Annotated in this window: 10 protein-coding genes and 1 pseudogene; 10 read left to right on the top strand and 1 reads right to left on the bottom strand. The window is 38.9% G+C overall.

The window, feature by feature from the left end:
* From glgX to rluF, 7 genes are all read left to right on the top strand, one after another.
* On the top strand, nt 1-2,046 hold the full coding sequence (glgX, locus tag OCI93_RS14895; RefSeq protein ID WP_261626738.1) for a glycogen debranching protein GlgX: 2,046 nt from the start codon (nt 1-3) through the stop codon (nt 2,044-2,046).
* Complete coding sequence (locus tag OCI93_RS14890) at nt 2,039-4,522, top strand: glycogen/starch/alpha-glucan phosphorylase (RefSeq protein ID WP_261594988.1); 2,484 nt, start codon at nt 2,039-2,041, stop codon at nt 4,520-4,522. The genes glgX and OCI93_RS14890 overlap by 8 nt, the downstream gene beginning before the upstream one ends.
* Nucleotides 4,523-4,552: 30 nt before the next feature.
* A complete protein-coding gene (glgC, locus tag OCI93_RS14885; RefSeq protein ID WP_261594989.1) occupies nt 4,553-5,851 on the top strand; it encodes a glucose-1-phosphate adenylyltransferase in 1,299 nt (432 codons plus the stop codon).
* A gap of 12 nt (nt 5,852-5,863) precedes the next feature.
* Nucleotides 5,864-7,396, top strand: coding sequence for a glycogen synthase (locus OCI93_RS14880; protein ID WP_261626737.1), 1,533 nt, complete (start codon nt 5,864-5,866; stop codon nt 7,394-7,396).
* Between the two features lie 224 nt (nt 7,397-7,620).
* A complete protein-coding gene (locus OCI93_RS14875; RefSeq protein WP_261594991.1) occupies nt 7,621-8,838 on the top strand; it encodes an EAL and HDOD domain-containing protein in 1,218 nt (405 codons plus the stop codon).
* On the top strand, nt 8,838-9,941 hold the full coding sequence (locus OCI93_RS14870; RefSeq protein WP_261594992.1) for a DUF418 domain-containing protein: 1,104 nt from the start codon (nt 8,838-8,840) through the stop codon (nt 9,939-9,941). The genes OCI93_RS14875 and OCI93_RS14870 overlap by 1 nt, the downstream gene beginning before the upstream one ends.
* 91 nt (nt 9,942-10,032) lie before the next feature.
* Nucleotides 10,033-10,917 (top strand): 23S rRNA pseudouridine(2604) synthase RluF, encoded by an 885-nt coding sequence (gene rluF / locus OCI93_RS14865; protein WP_261594993.1) that lies wholly within the window; start codon nt 10,033-10,035, stop codon nt 10,915-10,917.
* 418 nt (nt 10,918-11,335) lie between these two features.
* Here the strand turns inward: rluF and OCI93_RS14860 are convergent, their stop codons facing one another.
* On the bottom strand, nt 11,336-11,800 hold the full coding sequence (locus OCI93_RS14860; protein ID WP_261594994.1) for a hypothetical protein: 465 nt from the start codon (nt 11,798-11,800) through the stop codon (nt 11,336-11,338).
* A gap of 212 nt (nt 11,801-12,012) precedes the next feature.
* Between OCI93_RS14860 and OCI93_RS14855 the strand changes: the two genes are divergently transcribed.
* The 3 genes and pseudogenes from OCI93_RS14855 to OCI93_RS14845 all read left to right on the top strand — a co-directional run bounded on the left by OCI93_RS14855 (nt 12,013) and on the right by OCI93_RS14845 (nt 13,465).
* The gene (locus OCI93_RS14855) at nt 12,013-12,135 is read left to right on the top strand and encodes a hypothetical protein (protein ID WP_261626736.1); all 123 of its coding nucleotides are present in this window, start codon (nt 12,013-12,015) and stop codon (nt 12,133-12,135) included.
* A pseudogene (locus tag OCI93_RS14850) lies at nt 12,122-12,508 on the top strand (transposase); the annotation flags it as partial. The gene OCI93_RS14855 and the pseudogene OCI93_RS14850, both read left to right, overlap by 14 nt.
* A gap of 306 nt (nt 12,509-12,814) precedes the next feature.
* Nucleotides 12,815-13,465: a hypothetical protein gene (locus OCI93_RS14845; protein WP_261626735.1), complete on the top strand. Its 651-nt coding sequence runs from the start codon at nt 12,815-12,817 to the stop codon at nt 13,463-13,465.
* The last annotated feature ends 751 nt before the right edge of the window (nt 13,466-14,216 follow it).

The following is a 14,216-nucleotide window of genomic DNA, read 5'->3' as shown; positions in this document are numbered from 1 at the left end:
ATGTTAAATTCAAGACCGGGTAGCTGTCGACCGCTTGGCAGCACGATTGTTGAAGAGGGCGTTAATTTTGCAGTTTATGCCCCCGCAGCTAAATCGGTTTGTCTGTGCCTGTTTGATAGCAGCGGTCACACAGAAGTCGCACGCATTGAAATGTATATGAATGAAGGGGGAGTTTGGAGCTTATTGGTATACCCCTTACCCGTTGGTAGTCTTTATGGCTATAGAGCCGATGGTGACTATGCTCCACAAAAAGGTAAATTATTTAACGCAAACAAGCTACTTCTTGACCCATATAGCAAAGATTTACATGGTGAGTTTACTTGGAGTGAACGACACTTTTGCCATATGCCAGTCGGTAAATTGAGTCAGCTTGATAACGCCATTGATATGCCAAAATCTAAAGTGGTTGCACTGCGTAAATATGATGGCAAAAAACCTAACGTGCCATGGTCAAAAACCTTCATTTATGAATGTCATGTAAAAGGGGCAACAGCTCGACACCCTGAAATACCCCGTTCGCTTCGAGGTAAACTTAAAGCACTGGCAGAACCTGCCTTTGTCAAGCACCTTAAAAGTTTAGGCGTAACAACATTAGAGCTTTTGCCAGTTCATGCGTTTGTCAGTGAACAGTTCCTAACTACAAAAGGACTTACAAATTATTGGGGATATAACACCTTAAACTTTTTTACCCCACATAAAGCGTATTTAGCAAGCGATGATATTAGCGAGTTTCAAGCAACGATTAAGGCGCTTCACCAAGCTGGTATCGAGGTGATTTTAGATGTTGTTTACAATCACACAGCTGAGGCAGGCGTAGATGGACCCACACTGAGTCTTAAGGGCCTGAATAATCATGGCTATTATCGAAGTATTCTCAATCAGCCCGATGTGTATATCAATGACACTGGCTGCGGAAACACACTCAATATAGATGACCCTTTTGCATTAACCTTAGTATTAGATAGTTTACGTTATTGGGTCGAAATAATGGGTGTCGATGGCTTTAGGTTTGATCTAGCATCAATCTTAGCCAGAAACATAAATGGTTTTAATCGCTACCACACTTTTTTGCAAACAATCATGCAAGACCCAATTCTACAAGACGTGAAGTTAATAGCAGAGCCATGGGATATTGGACCAGGAGGCTATCAACTAGGCGCATTCCCCGCACCTTGGCGTGAGTGGAATGATAAATATCGCGATACCGTTAGGCGCTTTTGGCGAGGCGATGATGGCGTATTACCTGAGCTTGCAAAACGCGTACATGGCTCTCATGACTTGTTCGAGCATAATTTACGTGGTCCCCTAAGTTCAATAAACTTTATTACTAGCCACGATGGCTTTACTCTAGCTGACTGGGTGAGTTATGAAAATAAACATAATGAGGCCAATGGCGAGCAAAATTTAGATGGACACGGTGCCAATCACTCGATGAATTGTGGTCAAGAAGGGTTTTCTACCACTCCCAAAATCATCTCACTGCGCTTAAAAATGCAAAAAAATGCACTGTTAACGTTATTCTTATCTAAAGGCGTTCCCATGCTCTGTGCAGGCAGTGAGCTTGATCATTCCCAAGGGGGCAATAACAATGCCTATTGCCAAGACAATCGTAGTAACTGGTTAGCATGGAAAACTTCTCAATTTAATCATAACTTAACTTTTTTTATTAAAGAGTTAGTCGCTTTACGTCAACAATTTGCAGCATTTACCCACGCATTCTTTATTCATGCTAACGACAACCGGTTTTGCGTCCATTGGCTTAATGAACAGGGTCAACCCATGCAACCTCAACAGTGGCATGAACAAAATCGCAAATGGCTTGTTTACATGCTTGTCGACAATCAACAGCAAAAGGCGTTACTTATCATGTTTAACGCTAGTTTAGAGCCTGTCGATATGACATTTCCCGAGCCTGTATTTAGCCAGCAGTGGCAATTGGCCTTAACAAGCTGCAAGTCAGCCGAGCACATTGAAAATTCAATTTCTATTTCCCCCCAATCTAGTTGGGTTTTTACATCCGTAAAAGAAGGAATCACACATGGCTAAAAAAAATGCTGACGTGTGCGTAGTAAAGCATTGGCAAGAAGCACCAAAACTTAATGAAGATACATTCAATGATGACCTAATGCGTCATTTCTATTATACATTAGGCCGAGACAAGTTAGGTGAGTCTCAATTGTACCTTTATCATGCATTGGCTATGACTATTAGAGATAGATTAGTGTCTCGCTGTAGAGCAACAAATCAGTTTCTAAAACAACGTAAAACACGCAAAGCGGCCTACTTATCACTAGAATTTTTGATGGGACGGGCTCTGGGCAATGCAGTGTTAAATTTAGACTTACAATCTAGCGTATCGAGTGCACTCCAGCAATACTGCACAAACCTTGAAAATGTAGGTGATGCAGAGCATGATGCAGGCTTAGGTAATGGGGGCTTAGGTCGCCTTGCTGCGTGCTTTTTAGATAGCTGTGCAAGCCTTGCTTTACCGGTAGTTGGTTATGGTATCCGTTATGAATACGGTATGTTTAATCAAACTTTGGAACAAGGTCACCAAGTAGAACAGCCAGATAATTGGCTCCGTGAAGGACACCCTTGGGAGCTTGCTGCACCAGAGCAATCGCAACGCATTAAGTTTTTTGGTCATGTTGAAACATTTCAAGATAAAAGTGGTAAAGAGCACAGAGCTTGGGTTAATACACAGGACGTGCTAGCAGTGCCCTATGATGTACCAATTCCCGGTTATCAAAATGGTGTAGTTAATACCTTGCGGTTATGGAAATCTGGCGCAACAGACGAATTTGACTTGTCCGAATTTAATGCTGGGAGTTATTCAGAAGCAGTAGCTAGAAAAAATCTTGCAGAACAAATTACCATGGTGCTTTACCCCAATGACAGCAGTGAAAATGGTAAAGAACTGCGTTTACGCCAGCAATATTTTTTATCCAGCGCTAGTTTACAGGATATTTTAGTACAGTGGGTTGAGCAATATGGTGCAAACTTTAGCGACTTTGCCGAATATCATGTTTTTCAATTAAACGATACTCACCCTAGCATTGCTGTTGCTGAGCTAATGCGCCTATTTGTAGACGCCTATGAGCTAAGTTGGGACCAAGCTTGGCAGATAACCACACAAACTATGGCTTATACCAATCATACCTTATTGCCTGAAGCACTGGAGAAGTGGTCAGTCCCATTGTTTGAAAAGTTACTCCCTAGATTGCTAGAAATTATCTACGAAATAAACGCCCGTTTTCTTAAACAGGTTTCGTTACAATGGCCTGGTGATATTAATAAGCAACGAGAGCTATCACTAATAGAAGAAGGAGACGTACCACAGGTTCGCATGGCGTACTTGGCTATCGTTGGTAGCTACTCTGTTAATGGTGTAGCTGCATTACATACTGAATTACTTAAATCAGGGTTATTTAAAACATTTTATGAGCTTTGGCCTGAAAAATTCAACAACAAAACCAATGGTGTTACACCAAGACGATGGCTTGCACATTGTAATCCAGAACTAAGCACCCTCATTAATGAGAAAATAGGTGCAGGTTGGGTTGCGAACTTTAGCGAAATTGAAAAGTTACGCCGTTATTACGATGATGAAAAGTTTCATAAACAATGGCAAGCAGTTAAAAATATCAACAAGCAAAAGCTATGTGACTTAGTTAAAAAGCGCTGTGGTATTGAGTTTGATGTCAACATGATGTTTGACGTTCAAGTAAAGCGTATTCACGAATACAAACGCCAATTACTGAACGTATTACATATTATTCATTTATACGATCGTATTTTAAAAGGTGATGTAGAGTCAATGGCACCACGATGTGTTTTAATTGGTGGTAAAGCTGCGCCAGGTTATTACATTGCAAAAAAAATAATTAAACTTATTAATAATGTTGCAAGCGTCATTAATAGCGATGAAAAAGCGAGTCCATATCTAAGAGTTGCATTCTTTCCAAACTACAATGTGACTGCCATGGAAACTATTTGCCCGGCAACAGACTTATCAGAGCAAATATCCACGGCTGGTAAAGAGGCATCTGGCACTGGCAATATGAAGTTTATGATGAATGGCGCGATAACCATTGGCACGCTAGATGGTGCAAATATTGAAATTCGCGATAATGTTGGCGCCGATAACTTTTTCCTTTTTGGTGCTCACGCCGAGCAAACCGATGAAATACGCAAACACTACAATCCTCAAAAGATTATTTCACAAGACCCTCAATTAAGTTCAGTTCTGCGATTGTTAGAGAGCGGCCACTTTAACTTACTTGAACCAGGTATTTTTGACGACCTTATCAACGCGATTACAAGCCCTCAAGACCCATGGCTGACTGCTTACGATTTTGCAAGCTACATAGAAGCACAACAAAAAGCATCTGATACCTACTTGGATCAGCCGACTTGGACACGCATGAGTATTTTAAATACTGCGGCCAGTGGAAGTTTTTCCAGTGACCGAACAATTTCGCAATATTGCGACGAAATTTGGCGCTTGTCGCCAATGCAATAGATCACGACACAAGGATATTTGGAGAAAGTTATGCCCAGTTATGCAAACCGCTACATAAGTAGCTTAACCAGAGAAACTTATGCTTTAATTTTAGCTGGTGGTCGAGGCTCTCGTTTACATGAATTAACCAATTGGCGTGCTAAACCAGCCGTCTATTTTGGTGGTAAACATAGGATCATCGATTTTCCCTTATCAAACTGCATCAACTCTGGCATTCGCCGAGTTGGTATTGCAACGCAATACAAATCGCACTCACTTATTCGTCATGTTAATCGCGCGTGGGGGCACTTCAAAAAGGAACTAGGTGAGTCAGTAGAAATTTTGCCAGCATCACAACGTTACTCAGATGAATGGTACTGTGGCACTGCAGATGCTGTATTCCAAAACATGGATATTATTCGCCATGAGTTGCCTAAATTTGTGATGATTTTATCTGGTGATCACGTTTATCGCATGGACTATGGGGCATTATTAGCAAAACACGTTGAGACTGGCGCTGATATGACGGTTTGTTGTATTGAAGTACCTTGCGAAGAGGCCGCGAATACTTTTGGGGTAATGACTGTTGATGGAGACAAACGCGTACGTCGTTTTGATGAAAAACCAGCACAACCTTCATCTATTCCGGGTAAAGATGGCACCTGCTTAGCGTCAATGGGCAATTATGTGTTTAATACAGAGTTTTTGTTTGAGCAATTAAAACAAGACGCTGAACGTGAAGGTTCTGGACGTGATTTTGGACACGATATAATTCCAGCTATTATTGAAGAGCACAATGTATTTGCATTTCCTTTTCGAGATCCTAGTCACGAAGGTCAGCCATACTGGCGCGATGTGGGTACCTTAGATTCATTTTGGGAAGCCAATATGGAACTTGTATCCCCGGAGCCACAATTAGACTTGTATGACCCGACTTGGCCAATTTGGACTTATCAAGAACAGCTTCCGCCAGCCAAGTTTATATTTGATGATGATGAGCGACGAGGTATGGCTGTTGACTCTACCGTTTCTGGTGGTTGCATTATCTCAGGCTCAGCGGTTAAAAAGTCGCTATTGTTTTCCAATGTGCATGTTCACTCATACTGCCATATTGAAGGGTCAGTTGTGCTTCCGGGGGCAATTATTGAGCGAAATTGTAAAGTACGCAATGCCATTATTGATCGTGGCTGTCATTTACCCGAAGGTCTGGAGATTGGCTTTGACCCTGAATTGGATAAAGACAATGGCTTTAGAGTGTCGAATAAAGGTATAGTGTTGGTTACAAGAGAAATGTTGCTTGCTTATAGCCAAAGGCAGCAATCAAACAAAGAAAAACTTCAAACTGCATAAGTAAGGCGAAGCATGCGGGTATTAATGGTTGCAGCCGAGAATGATCGGCTGCCAGATTGTAAAGTAGGCGGCGTTGCGGATGTCATTCGAGACATCCCTTACGCTTTAAACGCACAAGGCATAACGGTAAAAGTTGTAGTGCCTGATTATGGTCAATATCAACTAAATAGAACTTTTGTTAGTGATATTGCGGTGCCTTTTCGACAACATTTAGAAACAGCAACCTTATGGCAAGTTGAACAAGGTGATGGGGTAATACAGTATGTAATCTCTCACTCACTATTTAGCGAGCATCAAGGTGCGATTTACTGCAGTGATGAACATCGTCCTTTTGCAACTGATGCAACAAAATTTGCTTTTTTTAATGCTGCGGTGTGCGAAGCCATTGAACACAAGATGTTTGATGACTTGGAAATATTGCATTTGCACGATTGGCATGCAGCCTGTATCACTGTATTACAAAAGTTTAGTCCTAGGTTCGTCTACTTAAAACAGCTCAAGACTGTGTACACTGTACACAACTTGGCGTTGCAAGGAATACGGCCATTTAATCATGATGAGTCTAGTCTGGAAGCATGGTTTCCAACATTAAGCTATGATGGCCAACAACTGTGTGATCATCAACATCCACATTGTTTTAACCCAATGCGCAGTGCTATTGCGCTAGCTGACAAAGTGCATGTTGTTTCAGCAACATATAGTGATGAGGTATTACATACCAGTGAGCCTGATAGAGGTTTTTTTGGTGGTGAAGGCTTAGAACATGATATGCAAATTGCTAAACGCCAAGGTAAATTAGTAGGCATACTTAACGGCTGTGAATACCCAGCAGAGTCTGATGAAAAAATATCGCTCACAGACTATTTTTCGTTAGTTGATTGTGAACTTATTCAATGGATGGCAAAACAATCGCAGCTTAGAGCCTGTCACTATATTGCGCATCAACGACTAAAACAATGGCAACAAGCTCATTTTACTGGCCCCTTAATAACCAGCGTAGGTCGATTAACAAATCAAAAAGCACTTATACTCAGGCAACCGTATAGTACTGGGAGTGTCATTGATGAACTTGCCAATCTAATTGCTAAAATTGACGGCAGAATTATTATTTTGGGTTCTGGTGATGTGGAGCTCGAAAACCTCTTCACGCAGGTCATGTCCAGACATAGCAATTTGCTCTATTTAAATGGCTATGGGCAACACATTGGAGATCTACTGTACAATTTGGGTGACTTATTTTTAATGCCTAGCTCTTTTGAACCATGTGGTATCAGCCAAATGCTTGCAATGAGGGCAGGGCAGCCTTGTTTAGTCCACCAAGTAGGTGGATTGGTCGATACTGTTACGCATTTACACAATGGTTTCTCTTTTCGTGGTGAAGACTTAAATGATCAAGCAATGCAGCTAATCGACACCTTTAATCTGGCATTAAACATCTTCAAATCCAATCCTGAACAATATCAACAAATAGCAAATAATGCTGCACATGCGCGTTATACTTGGCAAGCCTCAGCACAGGCGTACATTAATTATCTATACGAATAATTAATATACAAAAAAATTACAAATTACCTACTTATTTGTAGCACTACCCATAAGCAGGCCATTGGTCTGCTTTTTTATTTGTAGATGCTATAGTTATTAAGCTATTTTTCTCCAATATTAATAGCTTAGTTCTATATTAATTTTAGTTATTTAGGGTTAGAATCTGATTTTTATTAAAGAATAAAGTGCTGCATTTGCAGTTGCAAATACCGAGGAGTCAATATTTGAAGGTTTTTGTTGCTAGACAAGCAATTTTCAACCGCCGAAAACAGGTGGTGGCTTACGAGTTATTATTTCGAGACGGTACACGCAACAGCTTTCCAGATATCGCAGACGATGTTGCCACAGCTAAGCTCATAATGGATAACCAATTAAACTTGGGGACGCGATATCTTACGTCAGGAAAAAAAGCACTTATCAACATCGGGCCAGATTCTTTAAAGCAAGAACTTGCTCATTTTCTGCCTGCCAGAGATGTTATTTTAGAATTACTAGAAAGTATAACTCCGACAACAGAGAACTATGAAAAAGTCAGGCAACTATTTCATCAAGATTACCGACTTGCACTCGATGACTTTGAGTATACCAAAAAGTGGGAGCCGTTTTTAAAGCTTATCCGGCTAGTTAAGTTTGATATTCAACAAAATTCATTAGAGTCTATAAAAGAATTAGTTGAAGAATTTAAGCAAAAAAAGAATATGAAGCTGCTTGCTGAAAAAGTTGAAACTGAAGCCGAATATGAACTTGCTAAAAAAATGGGGTTTCACTTTTTTCAAGGCTACTTTTTTGCAAAACCAAGAGTGATCCAGCAAAACGATATTGAAACAAACCATGCTATCGTGATGTTGATATATTCAGAAGTTTTAAAAAAGCATATGAGCATTGACAAAATTGCCCGTTTATTTGCGCAAGATACCGCTTTGGCATATAAATTGTTACGCTTAATTAACTCGGGTGTGTTTCCGCTTAAAAGTCGTATTGAATCTTTAAAACAAGCTTTGGTGTATCTTGGTGATGAGCGCATTAAAAAGTTTGTAGGTTTAATAATGACCGCACATGTAGCTGAAGGAAAACCGACTGAACTGACACGATTAAGTATCGTGCGTTCAAGGTTTTGTGAGTTAATAGCAAAGTCTATAAACCCAAGTATTAAAAGCATGAGTTTTCTAACTGGCTTATTCTCACTATTAGATGCTATTTTAGACAGGCCTATGGAACAAGTTGTATCAAGGCTTCCGTTTCCTGAAGAATTGCATGATGCATTGATGGGTAAACATAACTTGCTATATTATATTTTGAACGTTGTAAAAGCCTATGAAAGCGGAAGCTGGTGGCAGTTACAAGAAGCGTGTAGTTTATTAAATATTAAGGATGACCACTTGCCTGAGTTTCATGCTGATGCAATACGCTGGGCCGACATGTACAACGATACCATTTTTTAATGAATAGAGTCTCTCAATTAGATAGTTTACGGGGCTTGGCCACTTTGGGTCTATTGCTACTTAATGTATATTATTTAGCATTGTTTGAATCAGGTTATATCCCGTCTGTTAACCCTCCCTTTAGCGATATGATAATTCAGTACGCTAATATATTACTTCTAGATAGCCGCTTTCGTTCTATATTTTGCATGTTATTTGGAGCTGCTTTAGCACTACAATATAGCAAGTGCCTAAATGAAGGTGCATTGAAGCCTCGGTTGATTGCATTAACTATTTTTGGCGCATTACATGGTATTTTAATTTGGCCAGGCGACATTATACTCAGCTATGGAATTGCGGGCTTTTTGGCATTAACCTATCTGCAACAAAGCGACCAGCGAGTGTTATATCATGGTAGTGCCATATTTGTAGCAAGTTGTATCTTATTATTAATACTTTCGTTAGTTGATAGTAGTGATGTTTATTATCGCAATAGCGCTAAATTTGAAGAAATGCTCACTCATGCACCCGTTGATTTATTTAGCCTGCTGATACATAACATCACCATGTTTGTAGTTATGTTACTAATGTTGCCCATACTCACACTGTGGAATGCACTAGGCATCATGTTAATAGGTATATATTGCTATCGAAATGACACCTTTATAAACGGGCTCTCAAAGCGAGCCTTCAGTTTAATTCTATCCTTTATCGTATTGCTTAGTACAGTTAGTAGTACTTTAGAATATATTGATAGCAATAAGTTTGCAGCGATTAATGAATCAATCACATGGTTAAATGCCTTATTTGGTGCGCTTTTAATAGCACACATAAATGCAAAAGTATCAGCAACCAACAAGTTGGTTAAGGCGTTACAAGCAGTTGGTAAACTCGCGTTAACTTGTTATTTATTACAATCTATTGTGATGATCACTTTTTTTGTTTGGTTCGCCCCAGAGGCACGCTTAACCTTTAATCGTATTGACTATGTGCTGTTAGCGTTATTTGGCATCGGCGTACAATTGGTGATCGCCCCTTTATATTTGAAGTACTTTACACAAGGGCCTTTTGAACGACTACTTAAGCTTCTTACATTACAGTTGGCTAAAAACAATTCTATTTAACGCTTTTCTGCAACATTGAATAATAAACCCAAGTATTTTGTACGCTAATCGTTTAAAATGCGCTTTTTAAGTAATTCTAAATGGGTGCTCGGTGACGCAATTAACACGACTAAATAAATATATCAGTGAAACAGGGTTTTGCTCTCGTCGAGAAGCTGACAAACTCATTGAGGCAGGTCGCGTTAAAGTTAATGGTAATTTACCTGAAATGGGTGTTAAGGTCAGTGATCAAGATGAGATTCAAATTGATAATACCCCGTTAAAAGCCAAGCCCAAAAGAGTTTACATTGCATATAACAAACCCGTAGGTGTTACATGCACTACTGAGCGAAAAATTCAAAGTAACATTGTAAGTGCTATAAACTATCCTGAGCGTATATTCCCCATTGGCCGATTAGATAGGCCCTCTGAAGGGTTGATATTTTTAACCAACGAAGGCGACATTGTTAATAAAATTCTACGTGCAGGCAATAACCATGAAAAAGAGTACCTCGTTACCGTAGATAGGCCTATAAACAAACGCTTTATTGAACGTATGGCTGGTGGCATACCCATCCTAGATACAGTTACTAAAAAGTGCTTTGTAAAGCAAACAAGCAATAACACTTTTACCATCATATTAACTCAAGGCTTAAATCGACAAATACGCCGTATGTGTGAATATTTGGGTTATGAAGTGACTAAGCTTAAACGTGTTCGCATTATGAATGTAAACTTAAATGGTCTTCGCTCCGGCCAGTGGCGTCATTTAACCGATGCAGAAATGAAACAAATTAACGACTCAATTGCCGGCTCAGCTAAAACGGAAGAAGGCTCTGTTGATCCTAATAAAAAAGAAGCTAAAACCCCCACACACAAACCCGCGACTGATAAGAAACGCTTCAGTGATACAAACTCTAAGCCGCGCTTTGATTCAAAAAAGCCTAATTCAGAATCTAAACGTAAACCGGGCACTCTATCTATTAAAAAACGTTGATATACAAGCATAAAGGCTGTGACTAAAAACTACCTTTAGCTTTAAACTAAACTTTTTTATACGACTATGAACAACATAAGGTTTAGGAGAAGTAATTAATTTCAGGTTTATTTATAGGGCAGACCATATACGCTTTAAGCAAGTCATGGGGAATACCACTACTTACTATGCCGGCACGTATATAAAATAGTCCCACTAATATCTTGATATCTATGATTTGATCTACAAAACTCTTCTAATTGGAAAAATGATCGAACTGGTGAATTTCCTTATTTACGCTTTTATCGAGAAACTGGCTAAAACCTAGGTGATGAGCACTTTGTTATTATAGGAACATCACCAACAGGTATTTGTAAGGTTGAGTTTTTATCATCATCCGCGATACGTTCAGATTCTCTGAAATTTGGGCATCTCTGCTCTACTGTGACTTTCTTGTTAAATAAACAAATAAGCCAAGAGCCGCAAGCAGTAATGCCGTACTAGTGATAATTGCAACAGGGTAGTACAAATTCCCTGCTAAATCTAATTGACTGTATTTAATTACCATGATTAGACCTTCTAAAGAAAGTGCTACACATACCATTCCAATAAATTTAGGAAGTGCTCGTTGGATTCCTGAAATTTGCTCAGATTCAGAGTGTTTGGACTCAGCGTATTCTGTATTGATGATTGTTGCTAGCTCAAAGACAGCCAAAGCAATAATACCGGTATTTATCGAACTTAGAAATATTTGCATACCATGCTTTCCAGCAACAAAAGCGTTAAAAATATCACTCATTAAAGAAATAACGATTGCAAATGCTAAAAATAAGAAAATTAAGACAAAAATGAGAGAAAATGTTCTTTTGACAACGTGAGATACTTTCTGTTTTGAAACAGTCATACAAACTCCTATTGGTTTATCAGCATTGGTTATCATTTTCACATAAACGATAACTTGAAGAATACAAAGCAATCTTTCACATAGTATAGTGATAGTGTGCTAGATGACAGCTGACTATCAGGCTAAATATTCGACGAATTTTACTCATCGATATAAAGCATCGCGGGATAGTAAATCACCCAAACTTCATTGGGGAAATAAACAAGACATATGTGGATGTATTAGGTCGAGTAGTGACTCGCACAGCCACAGGCGAAAATGATTTAAGCTACAGTGACGACACCAATAATGGCTACGGGCAAATGACTGTCGCCAGTGGCAATGGCGTATGTTGATTTAAACCCCATCAGAGCGAAGATGGCAAAAACACCAGAAAATTCTGAGCACACCAGCGTGCAAAAGCGAATTAAATCAGCCAAAGACGCTAAACAACCCAAACAACTTGCTCGCTTTGCAGGTAGCCACAGAAAACACATGCCCAAAGGGTTACCCTTTGAGTTAAAGTCATACTTAGAGTTAGTTGAGCTAACAGGGCGTTGTATGCGAGAAGACAAACGCGGACATATAGAGCAACGCACTCTTCCACTCCTAGAGTGACTAAACATAGCACCTGAAAACTGGTTAAAACTCACCACACAATTTATCAAAGTGTTCAAAGGGGCGGTAGGGCGAACCGGCATCAGTCAATGCGAAAAGCTATTCGCTTAAATAACTCAACAACACAAAACACCAACCATGCTGATAAAGTAGGCAAAACCGCGACTAATTTTTTGCAATTACCTCTTAAACCCTAGGATAAAACTAAAAATAGTAGTAAAGATGTACTTTTGGCATAGAAATATCAAAGGTACTGGCTTTGCGTGTCCATTGTTTGATAATTTAAAAATGGCTGTCTTGTTTAATTTTATTAATTTTATGGCTGTCTGGTTTAATTTGGTTGTTTAGTTTGGGCTACACACGGGTCCGATACATATTGGGGTGTAGAGCGCAATGGACTTGATGGAATAAAATCTAATGGGATATTTAAGCAATTATTTTTTAATATTATTTTCGCTAATATTAATCTCCACAAATATAATAGCTGCTGAATATCAATGTTTAGGCAGTTCAGTACGTTTTTCAAATGGTGGAGTCGCTACAAAATTTGAACTCAATGGAAAACTTCATATAGTTCTAACTGACAATATACCCAGTTCAAATAACTTCACAGTTGATGGCACTGAATATTTTGTTTTTGAAGAGCACTTTGTTGATGATTCGTACTATTGGGTTGGTTTTACAAGGACGCACAATTTAGTTAAATCGGGCTTATTTACAGGAAAGTATGATAAAAACCCTTTAATAAAAGGTGACTTTGTCAAATTATTTTCTTTTAGTAAGCAAATCTATGTAATTTCTGAAGACTCTAAAAGTGGCAAAACGATAGTTTCGGTAGTTAATAATGATTTCTCTGGAATAAAGTCTATTTTTGAAACAGATGGTCGGCCAACTGATACATTCTTAGATACAAAAACTAGAGCACTGAGCGAGCAAGGTTATTCGTTTTATCAAGTGATATCTGGTTATCCTAATTGGGCTGTAGCTATAACACCAGATAGTAAAGTGCACCCTATGCATTGTCATAAATACGAATCAAAGGATATAAAGCCTTTGATTGAATTTTAAGAATAAAAACATGAAATAAACATGACACCAACTTTTATTTGTAGCCCCAAAAGAAGGCGGAACGCTTTTTTACAATAGAGGGGCTAATAAGAATGAAATTCTTAGTATATATGGTGGAGCTGCTTCGTTTATAAATGCAAATGACACTTTCGGTATATATAATTCCGGTAAAAGTGCAATAACAGAGTTCAACAAGGCGGGTAACTAATTGCTAGTTTTTATTACTATTTTCATAGTTCAAGTATGTTTCTTAATAGCTTATACATACTATAAGTTTTACAACAGAAAAAAAGCTGGGAAGCTTAACCGCATTATATCGTATTGCGCTATAGTTTCCGGTGTGTTTAGTACAAATTTGAATATGGAAGGTGGAGGAATATTTTACTTAGGAGTGATCTCGCTGTTGCTTTTATTTATTACATTTTATCTGATGCCTCTGCGTTTGTAAGTTAATGCCAAATAAACAAGACATATATGGACGCTTAGCTTTTGTCAAACACTACTAACCAATCGAGGTGACTTTTTAGTCGCCTCGTGCCTTTCTTATATTATTTTCCTGCTTGGTAAAATAAACTAAAATAAACTAAAATAAACTAAAATAAACACCCACTTTTATTGGCTTGCTTTTCATTCATCGCCTATCTTTTATCTATCTAGTCAAAAGGTAGGCAGCTAACATGGCAACGGCACGCAAAAGACAGGTAAGTCTTGTTGATACAAAATACTATCACTGCATTTCACGGTGTGTTCG

The sequence above is a fragment of the Pseudoalteromonas holothuriae genome, from assembly GCF_945859825.1.
In the GTDB taxonomy this organism is placed as follows: Bacteria; Pseudomonadota; Gammaproteobacteria; order Enterobacterales; family Alteromonadaceae; genus Pseudoalteromonas; species Pseudoalteromonas holothuriae.
Note: the sequence above shows the minus strand (reverse complement) of the source record. Positions and strands in the feature narration are given on the sequence as shown.